The organism is Streptomyces tendae (assembly GCF_008632955.1).
Classification (GTDB): domain Bacteria; phylum Actinomycetota; class Actinomycetes; order Streptomycetales; family Streptomycetaceae; genus Streptomyces.
The window spans coordinates 3,156,031-3,172,222 of record NZ_CP043959.1 but is presented as its reverse complement, the minus strand read 5'-3'; the positions used below and the strand labels follow the sequence as shown (position 1 = coordinate 3,172,222).

The 16,192-nt window shown below is 72.5% G+C and carries 13 protein-coding genes and 2 pseudogenes; 9 read left to right on the top strand and 6 right to left on the bottom strand.

Annotated elements, in window-relative coordinates; translation table 11 throughout:
• Positions 1-59 precede the first annotated feature (59 nt).
• The 7 genes and pseudogenes from F3L20_RS14580 (at position 60) to F3L20_RS14550 (ending at position 8,813) form a co-directional block, all read left to right on the top strand.
• Positions 60-386: a hypothetical protein gene (locus F3L20_RS14580; RefSeq protein WP_150154750.1), complete on the top strand. Its 327-nt coding sequence runs from the start codon at positions 60-62 to the stop codon at positions 384-386.
• Positions 383-1,999, top strand: coding sequence for a glucose-6-phosphate dehydrogenase (zwf, locus tag F3L20_RS14575; RefSeq protein ID WP_150154749.1), 1,617 nt, complete (start codon positions 383-385; stop codon positions 1,997-1,999). Before F3L20_RS14580 ends, zwf begins: the two co-directional genes overlap by 4 nt.
• Positions 1,996-2,931 carry a glucose-6-phosphate dehydrogenase assembly protein OpcA gene (gene opcA / locus F3L20_RS14570; RefSeq protein WP_150154748.1) on the top strand — a complete coding sequence of 312 codons (936 nt, stop codon included), beginning with the start codon at positions 1,996-1,998 and terminating at the stop codon, positions 2,929-2,931. The genes zwf and opcA overlap by 4 nt, the downstream gene beginning before the upstream one ends.
• Positions 2,924-4,563 (top strand): annotated as a pseudogene (gene pgi / locus F3L20_RS14565) (glucose-6-phosphate isomerase). The gene opcA and the pseudogene pgi overlap by 8 nt, the downstream one beginning before the upstream one ends.
• A gap of 6 nt (positions 4,564-4,569) precedes the next feature.
• Positions 4,570-5,454: a phosphogluconate dehydrogenase (NAD(+)-dependent, decarboxylating) gene (gene gnd, locus F3L20_RS14560; RefSeq protein WP_145826264.1), complete on the top strand. Its 885-nt coding sequence runs from the start codon at positions 4,570-4,572 to the stop codon at positions 5,452-5,454.
• 5 nt (positions 5,455-5,459) lie between these two features.
• Positions 5,460-6,062, top strand: coding sequence for a histidine phosphatase family protein (locus F3L20_RS14555; RefSeq protein ID WP_145826265.1), 603 nt, complete (start codon positions 5,460-5,462; stop codon positions 6,060-6,062).
• 363 nt (positions 6,063-6,425) lie between these two features.
• Positions 6,426-8,813 (top strand): ATP-binding cassette domain-containing protein, encoded by a 2,388-nt coding sequence (locus F3L20_RS14550; RefSeq protein WP_150154747.1) that lies wholly within the window; start codon positions 6,426-6,428, stop codon positions 8,811-8,813.
• Positions 8,814-9,023: 210 nt separating this feature from the next.
• Here F3L20_RS14550 and F3L20_RS14545 read toward each other — a convergent pair whose 3' ends face one another.
• Positions 9,024-9,473, bottom strand: a complete 450-nt coding sequence (locus F3L20_RS14545; protein WP_150154746.1) for a PPOX class F420-dependent oxidoreductase — start codon at positions 9,471-9,473, stop codon at positions 9,024-9,026.
• A 48-nt stretch (positions 9,474-9,521) separates the two neighbouring features.
• Between F3L20_RS14545 and F3L20_RS14540 the strand changes: the two genes are divergently transcribed.
• Entirely contained in the window at positions 9,522-10,748 is a 1,227-nt protein-coding gene (locus tag F3L20_RS14540) for a serine hydrolase domain-containing protein (RefSeq protein ID WP_150154745.1), read from the top strand.
• Between the two features lie 35 nt (positions 10,749-10,783).
• Here the strand turns inward: F3L20_RS14540 and ribA are convergent, their stop codons facing one another.
• The gene (ribA, locus tag F3L20_RS14535; RefSeq protein WP_145826269.1) at positions 10,784-11,443 is read right to left on the bottom strand and encodes a GTP cyclohydrolase II; all 660 of its coding nucleotides are present in this window, start codon (positions 11,441-11,443) and stop codon (positions 10,784-10,786) included.
• Between the two features lie 42 nt (positions 11,444-11,485).
• On the opposite strand from ribA, the pseudogene F3L20_RS14530 reads away from it, so the two are divergent.
• Positions 11,486-12,157 (top strand): annotated as a pseudogene (locus tag F3L20_RS14530) (creatininase family protein); the annotation flags it as partial.
• Here F3L20_RS14530 and F3L20_RS34585 read toward each other — a convergent pair.
• The 4 genes from F3L20_RS34585 to F3L20_RS14510 form a co-directional block, all read right to left on the bottom strand.
• A complete protein-coding gene (locus F3L20_RS34585) occupies positions 12,130-13,389 on the bottom strand; it encodes a lysylphosphatidylglycerol synthase transmembrane domain-containing protein (RefSeq protein ID WP_150154744.1) in 1,260 nt (419 codons plus the stop codon). The pseudogene F3L20_RS14530 and the gene F3L20_RS34585 overlap by 28 nt on opposite strands.
• Positions 13,386-14,333 (bottom strand): class I SAM-dependent methyltransferase, encoded by a 948-nt coding sequence (locus F3L20_RS14520; RefSeq protein ID WP_382683790.1) that lies wholly within the window; start codon positions 14,331-14,333, stop codon positions 13,386-13,388. The genes F3L20_RS34585 and F3L20_RS14520 overlap by 4 nt, the downstream gene beginning before the upstream one ends.
• A 98-nt stretch (positions 14,334-14,431) precedes the next feature.
• On the bottom strand, positions 14,432-15,682 hold the full coding sequence (locus tag F3L20_RS14515) for a glycosyltransferase family 4 protein (protein ID WP_150154742.1): 1,251 nt from the start codon (positions 15,680-15,682) through the stop codon (positions 14,432-14,434).
• Positions 15,679-16,077, bottom strand: coding sequence for a 6-pyruvoyl trahydropterin synthase family protein (locus tag F3L20_RS14510; protein WP_024888232.1), 399 nt, complete (start codon positions 16,075-16,077; stop codon positions 15,679-15,681). Before F3L20_RS14510 ends, F3L20_RS14515 begins: the two co-directional genes overlap by 4 nt.
• Positions 16,078-16,192 lie beyond the last annotated feature (115 nt).

The window sequence follows — 16,192 nt, the reverse complement described above, 5'->3', positions numbered from 1 at the left end:
GCCGGACCGCGGGGAATCACCGGCCGCCGTACGCGGTTGACGCGACCGCGAGAAAGAAGATGATCACTGTGAGCTGTGCGGCACGCGAAGAGGTGTTCGATGCGGGCGGCGGGTCCGCGGCCGGTGGGCCGCGGCCCCCGTGGGCGCCCACCGGGGTGAAGGACCCCGCGGACGAGGACACCCTGTATGGGAAGGACCACGTCGGGCCCGGCGGTCGCGCCCGGGCGCGGGTCGCCCCGTCCCGTTCGGGGCGGCCCGGCAGGGCGTACGACGAGGTGGTGCGGCAACTGGAGAACGAGGGCATCGCGAGGTTCGTGGGCGCCGGGCCCCAGCCGCTCGACGCGGTGACGGCGGCGTCCGACAGCAAGGGAGTTGACGCGGAATGACCGACGAGACCACCGAACCGGCGGTGGACGCCCCGGAGGCGGAGCACGGGGAGCGGGCGGACACCGTGGCCGCCCTCACCGCGCCCCCGCCCGGCTGGGCCAACCCGCTGCGCGACACCCGGGACCGCCGGCTGCCCCGGATCGCGGGCCCTTCCGGTCTGGTCATCTTCGGGGTGACCGGCGACCTGTCCCGCAGGAAGCTGATGCCGGCCGTGTACGACCTCGCCAACCGGGGGCTGCTGCCGCCCGGCTTCTCCCTGGTGGGTTTCGCCCGCCGTGACTGGGAGGACCAGGACTTCGCCGAGGTGGTGCACGACGCGGTCAAGGAGCACGCCCGCACCCCGTTCCGCGAAGAGGTCTGGCAGCAGCTGTCCGAGGGCATGCGCTTCGTCCCCGGCGACTTCGACGACGACCACGCCTTCGACCAGCTGCGCAAGGCGGTCGACGAGCTGGACACCTCCCGGGGCACCAGCGGCAACTACGCCTTCTACCTCTCCGTGCCGCCGAAGTTCTTCCCCAAGGTGGTCCAGCAGCTCAAGAAGCACGGACTCGCCGACGCCCCCGAGGGGTCCTGGCGGCGCGCGGTCATCGAGAAACCGTTCGGACACGACCTGCAGTCCGCCCAGGACCTGAACGCCATCGTCCACGAGGTGTTCGACCCGGAGCAGGTCTTCCGCATCGACCACTACCTGGGCAAGGAGACCGTCCAGAACATCCTGGCGCTGCGCTTCGCCAACCAGATGTTCGAGCCGATCTGGAACCGGTCCTTCGTGGACCACGTGCAGATCACCATGGCCGAGGACATCGGCATCGGCGGCCGGGCCGGCTACTACGACGGCATCGGCGCCGCCCGCGACGTCATCCAGAACCACCTGCTCCAGCTGCTGGCCCTCACCGCGATGGAGGAACCCGCCTCCTTCGACGCGGCGTCGCTGCTGACCGAGAAGCTGAAGGTGTTCCGGGCCGTGCGTCTCCCCGACGACCTGGGCCGGCACACCGTGCGCGGGCAGTACGCGGCCGCCTGGCAGGGCGGCGCCAAGGTCCGCGGCTACCTGGAGGAGGAAGGCATCGACCGCTCCTCCAAGACCGACACGTACGCGGCGATCAAGCTCGGGGTGGACAACCGCCGCTGGGCGGGCGTGCCCTTCTATCTGCGCACCGGCAAGCGCCTGGGCCGCCGGGTCACCGAGATCGCCGTGGTCTTCCAGCGGGCGCCGCACTCCCCCTTCGACACCTCGGCCACCGAGGAGCTCGGCCAGAACGCCATCGTGATCCGCGTCCAGCCGGACGAGGGCGTCACAGTGCGGTTCGGCTCCAAGGTGCCCGGCACGTCGATGGAGCTGCGGGACGTGACCATGGACTTCGCCTACGGCGAGTCGTTCACCGAGTCCAGCCCGGAGGCCTACGAACGGCTCATCCTGGACGTCCTCCTGGGGGACGCCAACCTGTTCCCCCGTCACCAGGAAGTGGAAGAGTCCTGGAAGATCCTCGATCCGATCGAGGAGTACTGGGCGTCGCACGGTCGGCCGGCGCAGTACACCTCGGGCAGCTGGGGACCCGCGGAAGCCGACGAGATGCTCGCACGAGACGGACGGAGCTGGCGCAGGCCATGAAGATCGACCTGACCGACACCACGGCAAGCAAGATCAACAAGGCGTTGGTGCAGGGCCGCCGCGCCATCGGCACACCGGCCGTGGGCATGGTCCTGACGATGGTGATCGTCACGGACGAGGAGAACGCCTACGACTCGATCAAGGCGGCCGAGGAGGCCTCGCACGAGCACCCCTCGCGCACCCTGGTCGTGATCAAGCGGCACGCCCGCAACCCGCGCGAGCGGACCCGGTCGCGGCTGGACGCCGAGGTCCGGGTGGGCTCGGAGGCCGGCACCGGTGAGACCGTGGTGCTGCGGACCTACGGCGAGGTGTCCGAGCACGCCGACTCGGTCGTGCTGCCGCTGCTGCTGCCCGACGCCCCGGTGGTGGTGTGGTGGCCGGCGGAAGCGCCGGACAACCCCTCCCAGGACCCGCTGGGCGCACTCGGCCAGCGCCGGATCACCGACCTGTACGCGGTGGAGAACCCGATGGAGGCGCTGCGCGCCCGGCAGCGCGCCTACGCGCCCGGCGACACCGACCTCGCCTGGACCCGGCTGACCCTGTGGCGCTCCATGCTGGCCGCCGCCCTCGACCAGGCCCGGACCGCCGTCACGTCGGCGACCGTCGAGGCCGAGGCCGACAACCCGGCCGCCGAGCTGCTGGCGCGCTGGCTGGAGGCCCGGCTGCGGGTCTCCGTCGACCGGGTGGTGACCGCTGGCCCGGTGGTCACGGCGGTCCGTCTGGGCACCGAGGGCGGCGAGATCGTCATCGACCGCCCCGAGGGCCCCCTGGCCACGCTCACCCTGCCCGGGCAGCCCGCGCGCCGGCTGGCGCTGAAGGTCCGTCCCACCTCCGAACTCATCGCCGAGGAGCTCAGGCGCCTCGACGCGGACGAGATGTACGCCGTCGCCCTGCGCGGCGAGGCCACCGAGGAGACCCCCGCCCATGTCTGACGTTCCCGAACCGACCCGTCGCCCCGAGTGGGCCGCCCTGGAGCAGCACCGCGCGGACGCGCTCCCGGGCCTGCGTGAACTGTTCGCCGACGACCCGTCCCGCGCGGAGCGGTACGTCGTGCGCGTGGGTGACCTGCGCATCGACTACTCCAAGCATCTGGTGACCGACGAGACGCTGCGGCTGCTGCGTGAACTGGCGGTGGCCACCGATGTGTCCGGGCTGCGGGACGCGATGTTCCGCGGGAGCGGATCAACACCACCGAGGACCGGGCGGTGCTGCACACGGCGCTGCGGGCGCCGCGGGACGCGGTGATCGAGGTCGACGGGGAGAACGTGGTCCCGGCCGTGCACGCGGTGCTGGACCGGATGGCCGGCTTCGCGGACCGGGTCCGTTCGGGCGAGTGGACCGGCCACACCGGCCGGCGTATCCGCAACGTCGTCAACATCGGCATCGGCGGCTCGGACCTCGGTCCCGCGATGGCGTACGAGGCGCTGCGCGCGTTCACCGCGCGGGAGCTGACGTTCCGGTTCGTCTCCAACGTGGACGGCGCGGACCTGCACGAGGCGGTCCGCGACCTGGACCCGGCGGAGACGCTGTTCGTCGTGGCGTCGAAGACGTTCACCACGATCGAGACGGTCACCAACGCCACCTCCGCCCGTGGCTGGCTGCTGGACGGTCTGGGCGGGGACGAGAAGGCGGTGGCGCGGCACTTCGTCGCCCTGTCGACGAACGCGGAGAAGGTCGCCGGGTTCGGGATCGACACGGCGAACATGTTCGAGTTCTGGGACTGGGTCGGCGGGCGGTACTCCTTCGACTCGGCGATCGGCCTGTCGTTGATGATCGCGATCGGTCCTGACCGGTTCCGGGAGATGCTGGACGGGTTCCGGATCGTCGACGAACACTTCCGCACCGCCCCCGCGGAGGCCAACGCACCTTTGATCCTCGGCCTGTTGGGGATCTGGTACAACAACTTCCACGACGCGCAGTCGCACGCGGTGCTGCCGTACTCGCACTACCTGTCGAAGTTCACCGCCTACCTCCAGCAGCTCGACATGGAGTCCAACGGCAAGTCGGTGGACCGCCAGGGCCGCCCGGTGGGCTGGCAGACGGGTCCGGTGGTGTGGGGCACGCCCGGCACCAACGGGCAGCACGCCTACTACCAGTTGATCCACCAGGGCACCAAGCTGATCCCCGCCGACCTGATCGGCTTCGTCCGCCCGGTCGCCGAGCTCAGCGACGGGCTCAAGGCGCAGCACGACCTGCTGATGGCCAACCTGTTCGCCCAGGGACAGGCGCTCGCGTTCGGCAAGACCGCCGAGGAGGTGAGGGCGGAGGGCGTTCCGGAGGAGCAGGTGCCGCACCGTACCTTCCGGGGCAACCACCCCACCACCACGATCCTGGCGACCGAGCTGACCCCCTCGGTGCTGGGCCAGCTGATCGCGCTGTACGAGCACAAGGTGTTCGTGCAGGGCGCCGTGTGGAACATCGACTCCTTCGACCAGTGGGGCGTCGAACTCGGCAAGGTGCTCGCCAAGCGCGTCGAGCCCGCCCTCAGCGAGGGCGCCGACGTCCCCGGCCTCGACCCGTCCACGGCCGCGCTGGTGGCCGCCTACCGCGAACGCAGGAAGTGAACTGACATGCAGATCGGTCTTGTTGGTCTGGGCAAGATGGGCGGCAACATGCGCGAGCGGCTGCGCCGCGCGGGCCACACCGTCGTCGGGTTCGACGCCAACCCCGACGTGTCCGACGTACCGCACCTGTCCGACCTGGTCGACCAGCTCGAAGGGCCGCGCGCGGTCTGGGTGATGGTCCCCGCGGGTGGCCCCACCCAGGATGTCGTCGACCGGCTGGCGAGCCTCCTCAAGCACGACGACATCGTGGTGGACGGCGGCAACTCCCGCTGGACCGACGACGAGAAGCACGCCAAGGAGCTGGCCGCCCGGGGCATCGGCTTCGTCGACGCCGGCGTCTCCGGCGGCGTGTGGGGCCTGGAACACGGCTACGCCCTCATGGTCGGCGGCGAGAAGGAGCACGTGGAGCGGCTCGAGCCGATCTTCGAGGCCCTCAAGCCGGACGGCCCGTACGGCTACGTGCACGCGGGCAAGGTCGGCGCCGGGCACTTCGCGAAGATGGTCCACAACGGCATCGAGTACGCCATGATGCAGGCCTACGCCGAGGGCTGGGAGCTGCTGGAGAAGGTCCAGTCGGTGGACAACGTCCGGGAGGTCTTCCGCTCCTGGCAGGACGGCACCGTCATCCGTTCCTGGCTGCTCGACCTGGCGGTCAACGCCCTCGACGACGACGAGCACCTCCAGCGGCTGCGCGGCTACGCGCAGGACTCCGGCGAGGGCCGCTGGACGGTGGAGGCGGCCATCGACAACGCCGTGCCGCTGCCCGCGATCACCGCGTCGCTGTTCGCGCGGTTCGCCTCCCGCCAGGAGGACTCGCCGCAGATGAAGATGGTCGCGGCGCTGCGCAACCAGTTCGGCGGCCACGCCGTCGAGTCGGCGAAGAAGGCGTAGGCCCCATGGGGGATCTGCTGCTTGCCCGGCACGGTGAGACGGAGTGGAGCAGGTCGGGCCGCCACACCGGCGGCACCGACCTGCCGCTGACTCCGGCCGGTGAGGCACAGGCCAGGTCGCTGGCGCCGCTGCTGGCGGACCGGTCCTTCGCCCTGGTCCTCACCAGCCCGCTGGCCCGCGCCCGCCGCACCGCCGAGCTGGCGGGCCTCACCGGCGCCCTGCCGGAGCCGGACCTGCGCGAATGGGACTACGGCGGGTACGAGGGCGTGACCACCGCGGACATCCACACCACCCGGCCCGGCTGGGACCTGTGGACCGACGGGGTGCCGCCCGGCCGGGAGTTCCCCGGCGAGTCGCCGGAACAGGTCGGTGCCCGCGCCGACCGGGTGCTGGCCCGGGTGGCCGGCGCCCTGGAGGAGGGGGACGTGATGCTGGTCGCCCACGGCCATCTGCTGCGGGTCCTCACGGCCCGCCGCCTGGGCCTGCCCCCCGCCGACGGCCGCCTCTTCCGCCTGGAGACGGGCACCCTGAGCCGGCTGTCCCTGGAGCACGGCTCCCCGGTGGTCGCGGAGTGGAACACCCGGCCGCCGGAGCCGGCACAGGGGTGATCGCGGGAGTTCCGCAGGGGTGACCGGGGCGCTGCCCCCTCGCCCGGGCGCGTCACGGTGGCCGGAGACGGCCGGTGTGACGCGCCCCTCGCGTGTCCGGACGCCTGTTCCCCGGGCCTCGTCGCGACGGCGCGTCGGAGGACGATCAGGAATCGAGAAGCACGGGCGGGGGTCGCCCGCCTAGTCTGTCGGTGGCGCGTGACGCCCGGGGCGGGCATGCCGGCCGGGCGGGCTGTGGACCGCAGCGGTGAGCGCGCCGCCACAGGCCGGCCGGACGCACCCGCAGGACCGGTCGGACGGAGCCGGGGAACGCCGGCGGGACCCGCGACGGCGGCCCCGCCCGACGGATGGAGAACGACGACCATGGTCACGAGCACGGGCCCGCAGCCTGACGGACAGCACGTCGCCGACAGCCACGACCTGATCCGCGTGCACGGAGCGCGCGAGAACAACCTCAAGGACGTCAGCGTAGAGCTGCCCAAGCGCCGCCTGACCGTGTTCACCGGTGTGTCCGGCTCGGGCAAGAGCTCGCTGGTCTTCGACACCATCGCCGCCGAGTCGCAGCGGATGATCAACGAGACGTACAGCGCCTTCCTGCAGGGGTTCATGCCCACGCTCGCGCGTCCCGAGGTCGACGTGCTGGAGGGCCTGACCACCGCGATCACCGTCGACCAGCAGCGGATGGGGTCCGACCCGCGGTCCACGGTCGGCACCGCCACCGACGCCAACGCGATGCTGCGCATCCTCTTCAGCCGCCTCGGCAAGCCGTACTTCGGCCCGCCCGGCGCCTTCTCCTTCAACGTCGCCTCGGTGCAGGCGAGCGGCGGCTTCACCGTCGACCGCGGCGCCGAGAAGACCAAGACCGAGAAGGTGACGTTCTCCCGCACCGGGGGCATGTGCACCCGCTGCGAGGGCCGCGGCACGGTCTCCGACATCGACCTCACCCAGCTCTACGACGACTCCAAGTCGCTCTCGCAGGACCCCTTCACCATCCCCACCTACACCGGCGGCGGCTGGGTGGTGCGGGTCATCACCGAGTCCGGATTCTTCGACCCGGACAAGCCGATCCGCGAGTACACCAAGAAGGAGCGCCAGGACTTCCTGTACCGCGAGCCCACCAAGGTGAAGATCGGCGGGGCCAACCTCACGTACGAGGGGCTGATCCCCAAGCTGCAGAAGTCGATGCTGAGCAAGGACCGCGAGGCGATGCAGCCGCACATCCGGGCCTTCGTGGACCGGGCGGTCACCTTCACCACCTGCCCAGAGTGCGACGGCACCCGGCTCACCGCGGGCGCCCGGTCCTCGAAGATCAAGGGCATCAGCATCGCCGACGCCTGCTCCATCGAGATCAGGGACCTCGCCGAGTGGGTCCGTGGGGTCGACGAGCCGTCCGTGGCGCCGCTGCTGACCGCCCTGCAGCACACCCTCGACTCGTTCGTGGAGATCGGCCTCGGCTATCTCTCCCTCGACCGGGCGTCGGGCACCCTGTCGGGCGGTGAGGCGCAGCGCGTCAAGATGATCCGCCACCTGGGTTCCTCACTGACCGACGTCACCTACGTCTTCGACGAGCCCACGATCGGCCTGCACCCGCACGACATCCAGCGGATGAACGACCTGCTGCTGCGGCTGCGCGACAAGGGCAACACGGTGCTGGTCGTGGAGCACAAGCCGGAGGCGATCGCCATCGCCGACCATGTCGTCGACCTGGGTCCCGGCGCCGGCACCGAGGGCGGCACCGTCTGCTTCGAGGGCACCGTCGAAGGGCTCCGGGCCAGCGGCACCATCACCGGCCGCCACCTCGACGACCGCGCCACGGTCAAGGACACGGTCCGCACCCCCACCGGCATCCTCCCGATCCGCGGCGCCACGGCGAACAACCTCCAGAACGTCGACGTCGACATCCCTCTCGGCGTCCTCACCGTCGTCACCGGCGTGGCCGGCTCCGGCAAGAGCTCCCTGGTGCACGGGTCGGTCCCCTCCGACCAGGGGGTGGTCGCGGTCGACCAGACGCCTATCCGCGGCTCCCGGCGCAGCAACCCCGCGACCTACACGGGGCTGCTCGAACCGATCCGGAAGGCGTTCGCCAAGGCCAACGGCGTGAAGCCGGCGCTGTTCAGCGCCAACTCGGAGGGCGCCTGCCCCACGTGCAACGGCGCCGGGGTCGTCTTCACCGACCTGGGCATGATGGCCGGAGTCTCCACCACCTGCGAGGACTGCGGCGGCAAGCGGTTCGACGGCTCGGTGCTCGAGTACCGCTTCGGCGGCCGCGACATCAGCGAGGTGCTCGGGATGTCGGTGACCGAGGCGGAGGAGTTCTTCCGGGAGGGCGAGGCGCGGCTGCCGGCCGCGCACAAGATCGTGCAGCGGATGGCGGACGTCGGTCTCGGCTACCTCACCCTGGGCCAGCCGCTCACCACCCTGTCCGGCGGTGAACGGCAGCGCCTGAAGCTGGCCACCCACATGGGCGACAAGGGCGGCGTCTACGTGCTGGACGAGCCGACCACCGGTCTGCACCTCGCCGACGTCGAGCAGCTGCTCGGGCTGCTGGACCGCCTCGTCGACTCCGGCAAGTCCGTGATCGTCATCGAGCACCACCAGGCCGTCATGGCGCACGCCGACTGGATCATCGACCTGGGCCCCGGTGCCGGCCACGACGGCGGACGGATCGTCTTCGAGGGCACCCCGGCCGACCTGGTCGCCGCACGCTCCACGCTCACGGGCGAGCATCTGGCGCAGTACGTCGGCGCCTGACGCCAATAGGACGGCCGGCCCGGCGGCGGCCGGGACCGGCGCCGGGGTGTTCGCCACGGCCCGGCGCCGGGTCGCCCCGTCATGCCCGGCACCGGGGTCGCTCCGTCAGGCCCGGCGCGGGGTCGCCCCGTCGGGCCCCGCGCGGGCGGGGGTCGCCCCGTCGGACCCGGCGCCGGAAGTCGCCCCGTCGGGCCGGGCGCCGGGGGCTGGCTAGGCCTCGGCGGCGCGACGCGGGATACCGTACGCACGTTCGACGCGCAGCCGCAGCACCAGCCGGCGGTCGCGGACCATGGCCGCCCGGTACTCCTCCCAGTCCTCGTGCTCGCCGTTGATGTCCCGGTAGAGCCGGATCAGCTCCTCCACCGTCTCGTCGTACGGCTGCCCGGCGACCGGCGTCAGGTCGGCGGTCCCCTCCGCCACGGTGTACGCCCACCGGTCGGCGGTGGTCACGTGGTACGAGGCCCGCGGGTCGCGCCGCAGGTTGCGGGTCTTGGCCCGGTCCTCGGTGAGGGAGACGCGGATGACCCGCTCGTCGGGGTAGTAGGCGTGCATGACGTTGGACAGCTGGGGCCGTCCGTCGCGTTTCAGCGTGACGAGCACTCCGCCGTGGGCCTCGGAGAGCAGGGCGAGCAGTGCGTTCTGTTCTGCGTCCTGGGTCATGCTTCGATCAACGGCCCGCACCGGGCCGGCGTTCCCCGGAGGTGTGCGATGACCGTGTTGCGGCAGGAGGCCGACCCCGGCGAGGCAGGGCTGGACGCGAAGGCGCTGGAGCGCCTGGACGGGGAGCTCACCCGCCGGGTCGACGCGGGCGAGCTCCCCGGGTTCCTGGTGGCCGTCGCCCGCGCGGGGCGTGTCGCGCACCTGACGACGTACGGGGCGCGGGACCTGGCGGCCGGCCTGCCGGTGGGACCCGACACCCTGTGGCGGATCTACTCCATGACCAAGCCGGTGACCACCGTCGGCGCGCTGATGCTGGTGGAGGACGGGCTGCTGTCCCTGGACGACGAGGTGGGCCGCCACCTCCCCGCGTTCGCGGAGCCGCGCGTGTACGTGGACGGCTCGGGGGACCGGGTACGGACGCGGCCGGCGTCCGGCCCGCTGCTGGTGCGGCACCTGATGACGCACACCGCCGGGCTGACGTTCGCCTTCTACCACGCCCATCCGGTCGACGCCCTCTACCGCGCGGCCGGCCTCGAGTCGTCGGTGGCGCCGGGCACGGACCTCGCCGGGACGACGGACGTGTACGCGAGCCTGCCGCTGCGGTTCGACCCGGGCACGCGGTGGAACTACTCGGTCGCCACGAACGTCCTCGGCCGCATCGTCGAGGTCGTCTCCGGCCGCCCCCTCGACGTCTTCCTCGCCGAGCGCGTGTTCCGGCCGCTCGGGATGACGGACGCCGGGTTCGAGGTGACCGACGCTCAGGCGGAACGGCTCGCGGAGCTGTACGGCGAGACGGACGACGGGGGCATCGAGCCGATCCCCGGAACGCCGCTGCGGGGCCGCCCCCGCTTCCTGTCCGGCAGCGGCGGCATGGTGGCCTCCGCGCACGACATGCACCGCTTCATGGAAGTGCTGCGCCGGCACGGCGAACTCGACGGCACGCGGCTGCTCCGTCCCGGGACGGTGCGTCTGATGACCCAAAACCACCTCCCGGGCGGCGCCGATCTGCGCTCCGCCGGTGTCCCCCCGCACGACGACCCCGGCAACGAGGGCGTCGGGTTCGGCCTCGGCGTCTCCGTCGTCGTCGACCCCTCCCGCACCCGGGAGCCGTCCGGCCTGGGCAGTTACGGCTGGAGCGGGGTGGCCACCACCACCTTCTGGGTCGACCCCGGCCGCGACCTGACCGTGCAGTTCTACACGCAGGTGCGGCCCAGGTCCTCCCACACCGTCTACCGCGACCTCAAACGGCTGGTGCACGAGGCACTCACCGACTGACCTCCCGCGGCGACGTCCCGCCCCCCGGCCGGACGTCAGGACAGGTGCGCGACCGCGTCCAGGTGCGGCAGGTGGTGGTCGAGCCGCTCCCGCTTGGTGCGCAGATAGGTGATGTTGCTCTCGCACGGCTGGATCAGCAGCGGCACCTGCTCGTCGACCTCCACGCCGTGCCGGACGAGCGCCTCACGCTTGCGCGGGTTGTTGGACATCAGCCGCACCGACCGCACGCCCAGGTCCTTCAGCATCCCGGCGGCGACGCCGTAGTCGCGGGCGTCGACGGGCAGCCCGAGCGCCAGGTTCGCCTCGACCGTGTCCAGTCCCTCCGCCTGCAGCGCCATCGCGCGCAGCTTGGCGAGCAGACCGATGCCGCGTCCCTCGTGTCCCTTCAAGTAGACGACCACACCCGCCCCTTCGGCCACGACCGCGCGCAGCGCCGCCGCCAGCTGGTCGCCGCACTCGCAGTGCTGGGACCCGAAGGCGTCGCCCGTGAGGCATTCCGAGTGCAGCCGGGTGAGCACCCGGTCCGAGCCGAGGTCGCCGTACACCAGGGCGACTTGTTCGTCACCGCGGTCGTGGTCCAGGTATCCGATCGCCTGGAACTTTCCGTACACGGTGGGCAGCGGCGCATTCACGACGCGTTCCACACCGGTCCGCCGCTGAGGCTGCTTGCCGAGTACGCCTATTTTTTCTGTCATGATTCTCGAGTTCCTAAGCAGAGACGAAAGGCCGTGACGGATATGGGTGGTTCACACGAGCGGTCGGCGGCATACGGCCCGGTGCACGGTCTGTTGCCGGCGGATACTACTGAGGATGTACGGACGCGGGGAGCCGGCGTCTCACGCCGGATCGCGGTACTTCCGGTCGGCAGTTTCGAACAGCACGGTCCCTTCCTGCCGTTGGCGACGGACACGCTGGTCGCCTGCGCGATCGCACGCGCCGTCGCGGACGCCTACCCCGTGCACCTCCTTCCCCCGGTGACGATCTCCTGCTCGCACGAGCACGCGGCCTGGCCGGGCACCGTGTCCATCTCCTCCGTGACGCTGCACGCGGTGGTCCGGGACGTCGCCGACTCGCTGCGCCGCTCCGGCGTCGACACCCTGGTCCTGGTCAACGGGCACGGCGGCAACTACGTGCTGGGCAACGTCGTCCAGGAGTCCTCCGCGCGCGGTGAGCGGATGGCGCTGTTCCCGGCGCCGGAGGACTGGGAAACGGCGCGGCAGCGTGCCGGTGTCGCCACGTCGCTGCTGACCGACATGCACGCGGGCGAAATCGAGACGTCCATTCTTCTCCACACTTCTCCCGAGGTTCTCCGGCCCGGATACGAGACGTCGGACCATGTTTCGGACGACCGACGTCATCTGCTCACCACCGGAATGTCCGCCTATACGGATTCCGGCGTCATCGGCCGGCCTTCGCTCGGAACGGCGGAAAAGGGCAAGGAACTCCTGGCGGCTCTCGCGGATTCCTTCGACGCGTATTTCTCGCTCCTGACCTCCGGCAGCTGACGGGGAATCCGGACGACCGGCCCCGGCCCGTCCGACGCGGGCGGACCGGCCGGGAGTTCCGACGTGCGTGGGCGGGGCCGCGGGGCTTCCGGTGCGGCGGGAGCGGAGCTTCGCGCACGGTCCCGGCTCCCCGCGTACCACCGGGCCACCGGCACCACCGCCCCCGGCAGGCTCGCCACCAGACTGAGCACGCCGTACACCACGGCGACCGTCAGCCCCCGCCCCGCGCCCAGCCCGGCCGCGCCGAACGCCCACGCGGCCACGCCCTCCCGCGGGCCCCAACCGCCCACGTTCAGCGGCAGACTCATCGCCAGCAGCGCCAGCAGGGCGAGCGGCAGCAGCTCCGCCACCGACGCTCCCACCCCGGCGACGTCGGCGGCGAGGACGAACATGGCGACGTACCCGGCGAGGACGACCACCGACGAGAGCAGGACACCCGGCCCGGCGGCCCGGGACAACAGCCCCTGCCGCGCCTCGGCGAGCATCGCCCGCACGGCCGTCGGTTTCCGCCCGGACGGCGCCCCGTTCATCCGCAGGGCCAGCACCACCGCGCAGGCCCCCAGCAGGCCGAGGGCGGCCGGCGGGGCCGCGTGCCGCACCTGGTCGCGGACCGGGGAGGGCATGGTCAGCAGGACCGCTCCCCCGGCGGCGAACAGCGCGAGCTGTCCGGCGGTGCGTTCCAGCACCACCGCCCGTACGCCCCGTCCGAGGTCGCCGGCGTCCTTGCCGTGCCGTACCGCCCGGTGCACGTCGCCCAGAATCCCTCCGGGCAGCGCCGCGTTGAGGAACAGCGCCCGGTAGTAGTCCGCGACGGCGGGGACGAGCGGCAGCCGGATGCCGATCCCGCGCGCCACCAGCGCCCAGCGCCAGGCACTGAACGCGGTGGTGACCAGCCCGATGCCGAGGGCGGCGGCCAGCGTCGGCCCGTCGATGCGCCGCAGCCCGTCCAGGAACGCGCCGGTGCCGAGCCGCCAGAACAGTACGCCGAGGATGATCACCCCGGCGAGGGTGCACAGCCGGGTGCGCACGGCGGGGCCGCCGAGCCGTCGGAGCAGGCGGCGGGCGCCGCCCCCGTCCGCCGGGGAGGACACCTCCGTCGTGTCCGTCGCGGCCGCCTCCGCCGTGTCGGTGTTCATGCGGAGCCGTCCACCGGGCGGCTCAGGGCGAGCAGATCGGTGTGGTGGACGACTACCCGCAACTCCCCCGCCGCGCAGGCGGCGAGCCGCTCGGCCAGGTAGGCGTCGGCGCGCCGGGCCAGGTCCGGCCGCTCCTCCACCGCCGCCCCGACCCAGCCCCGCAGCCACTGCTCGGTCAGCGCGGCCTGCTCCGGGCCCAGCCGCCACGGGCTGGGGTTCAGCCGTACGGTCGCGCCGTGCTCGGAGAAGGCCTCCGCGGCGACGGTCACGGCGTCCGGCCCGAGCAGTCCGCCGCGGCGCTGATGGGCGTTGAACGCCTCCGTGATCTCCTCGTCCATCGGGTGCGGCGCGGTCAGTTCCACGCGTCCCGCCACCGACAGGGTGAGCAGCGCCGGGCAGCCGGCTCCCGCGCAGGCGGCGGCCAGGGCGACGACCTCCTCCCGGGTGAGGACGTCGAGCAGCGCGGACGCCGTCACCAGGGAGGCGCCGGCGAGCGCGTCCGAGGTGAGCCGGGCGACGTCACCGCGCCGGGTCTCGACGGTGACATGGCTGCCGTCGGCGGCGGAGCGCGGTGAGGCGACGGCGGCGAAGTGCAGCAGGTAGGGGTCCCGGTCGTGCAGCACCCAGTGCTGGGTGCCGTCGAGGCGGGGCGCGAGCCAGCGGCCCATGGATCCGGTGCCGCAGCCGATGTCATGGACGACGAGGCCGCCGCCGGCCCGCCCGGGGAGGTTGGCGAGCCGGATGCGCAGCGGGTCGAGCAGCTCGTAGGAGCGGGCGTCGGCGTCGGCCGGTTCACGCAGTTGAAGCCACTCGGGTGCGTACCGGGGCGGTTCGTCCTCGCCGGTGTCCCGCAGCCGTACGGTGTCCCGCTCACCGGGGCGGGGAGCGGCGGGCCCGGCGCCGGGGATGACCGTGGAGCCGTCCGTGCCGCTCTCGGGTGCCATGTCGTCCCTCACTGGTCCGGGCGCCGCGTCGGTGACGTCCCGGGGACCGGGCTGGGCCGGGATCGCCGCGGCGGGCTGGGTGGTGGTCGCCGGCTTCGTCATGCCGCCCTCCCGGACGTGGTGGGGAGCCGGCGCAGGACTCCGGCCAGGCTCTGCGCGGTGCTCGCCCAGCCGCCGAGCGCGGCCCGCCGGCCGCGGGCGGCCGCCCTCAGCCGGCGGCGTACGTCGGCCTCCTCGAACCAGCCGCGCAGTTCGGCGGCGATCGCGGCGGGGTTCTCCGGCGGGACGAGGATGCCGGGCACCCCGCCGTCGGGGGCGCGGCCGACGGCCTCGGGCAGTCCGCCGACGTCGGTCGCCAGCACCGGGATACCCCGGGCCAGGGCCTCGGTGACGGCCATGCCGTAGGTCTCGGCGTAGGAGGTGAGGACCATCAGGTCGGCGGCGGCGTAGCTGGCGTCGAGTGCGGTGCCGGACTGCGGCCCGGTCAACTCCAGCCGGTCCTCGAGGCCGTGTGCGCGGATGAGGACGCGCAGGTGGGCGACGTACTCGGGGTCGTGCCCGAGGCCGCCGACCAGGGAACAGGTCCACGGCAGGTCGGTCACCGTCGCCAGCGCCTCCACCAGCCGGTGCTGGCCCTTGCGCGGGGTCACCGCGGCGACGCACACCAGGTGCGACATGCCGTCGGTGCCGGGCGCGAGGGGCGCGATGTCGGCGCCGGGGGCGGCGACATGGACCCGTTCGGGGGCGAGTCCGTGGTGGGCCACGAGCCGGCGCACCGCCCAGTCGCTGGTGGCGACCACGGCGGGCACGGCCCGCAGCACCGCGCGTTCCCGGGCGTCGAGTTCGGCGGCGACGGCCGGGTCCAGGCCCGTCTCGTCCCCGAGCGGCAGGTGGACGAGCACGGCCATGTGCAGCCGTCCCTCCTCCGCCTCGGGGACGATGATCTCGGGCACCCCGCAGGCGACCAGCCCGTCGAGCAGGACGACCGCGCCGTCGGGCAGTTCCCGCAGGGTGCGGGCGAGTTCCGCACGGGCGGCGGCGTCGGGGCGGGGCCAGTCGCCGGCCACGGGGTGCCGGTGCGCCTGCCAGCCGAAGCCGGGCAGGTCCAGGCACACGCGCCGGTCGTAGGCGTTGCCGCCGCTCGGGGCGGAGGGGTCGTCGACCCCGCCCGGCATCACGAAGTGCACGGAGCGCAGGGACATGGGGATGATCCCGCCGTTCCTCCGGAAGGACGCCTGCACGGGCACGTAGTCCAGGCGGCCCGTGCCGCTGCGGCCTGCCGTCCTGGTGGTCGTGTCGCGCGTCCTGTCGGTCGTCGTCTCGGTCGTGTCGATGCTCGTGTCGGTCACAGCGCACGCTCGTAACTCGCCCAGGCGATGTGCGACTCGTGCAGCGTGACGGCGATCCCCGCGATGCCCTTGGCGCCCTCGCCCAGCGCTCCCTTGTGGATGCGCTCGGCGAGCCGGTCGGCGATGACCTTCGCCAGGTACTCCGTGGACGTGTTGACCCCGGCGAAGTCGGGTTCGTTGTCGAGGTTGCGGTAGTTCAGCTCGCCGACGACGGCCCCGAGTTCCTGTGTGGCCAGGCCGATGTCCACGACGATGTTGTCCTCGTCCAGCTGTTCGCGCCGGAAGGTGGCGTCCACGAGGAACGTGGCCCCGTGCAGGCGCTGGGCCGGTCCGAAGACCTCGCCGTGGAAGCTGTGGGCGATCATGATGTGATCGCGGACGGTGATGCTGAACAACGGACGACCCTCCAGGTGCGGCGCGTCTGTTCCCCGCCGGTCTGAGAGGCGGGGATGTCGAGTAGTACGGCTGGCTTCCTTCCCGTGTTCACCGTCGGTCACGTCTTTTCTCAGG

Coding starts and splice junctions, on each gene's coding strand:
- F3L20_RS14580 (WP_150154750.1), top strand. CDS start 60: ATGATCACTGTGAGCTGTGCGGCACGCGAAGAGGTGTTCGATGCGGGC.
- zwf (WP_150154749.1), top strand. CDS start 383: ATGACCGACGAGACCACCGAACCGGCGGTGGACGCCCCGGAGGCGGAG.
- opcA (WP_150154748.1), top strand. CDS start 1,996: ATGAAGATCGACCTGACCGACACCACGGCAAGCAAGATCAACAAGGCG.
- gnd (WP_145826264.1), top strand. CDS start 4,570: ATGCAGATCGGTCTTGTTGGTCTGGGCAAGATGGGCGGCAACATGCGC.
- F3L20_RS14555 (WP_145826265.1), top strand. CDS start 5,460: ATGGGGGATCTGCTGCTTGCCCGGCACGGTGAGACGGAGTGGAGCAGG.
- F3L20_RS14550 (WP_150154747.1), top strand. CDS start 6,426: ATGGTCACGAGCACGGGCCCGCAGCCTGACGGACAGCACGTCGCCGAC.
- F3L20_RS14545 (WP_150154746.1), bottom strand. CDS start 9,473: ATGACCCAGGACGCAGAACAGAACGCACTGCTCGCCCTGCTCTCCGAG.
- F3L20_RS14540 (WP_150154745.1), top strand. CDS start 9,522: ATGACCGTGTTGCGGCAGGAGGCCGACCCCGGCGAGGCAGGGCTGGAC.
- ribA (WP_145826269.1), bottom strand. CDS start 11,443: ATGACAGAAAAAATAGGCGTACTCGGCAAGCAGCCTCAGCGGCGGACC.
- F3L20_RS34585 (WP_150154744.1), bottom strand. CDS start 13,389: ATGAACACCGACACGGCGGAGGCGGCCGCGACGGACACGACGGAGGTG.
- F3L20_RS14520 (WP_382683790.1), bottom strand. CDS start 14,333: ATGGCACCCGAGAGCGGCACGGACGGCTCCACGGTCATCCCCGGCGCC.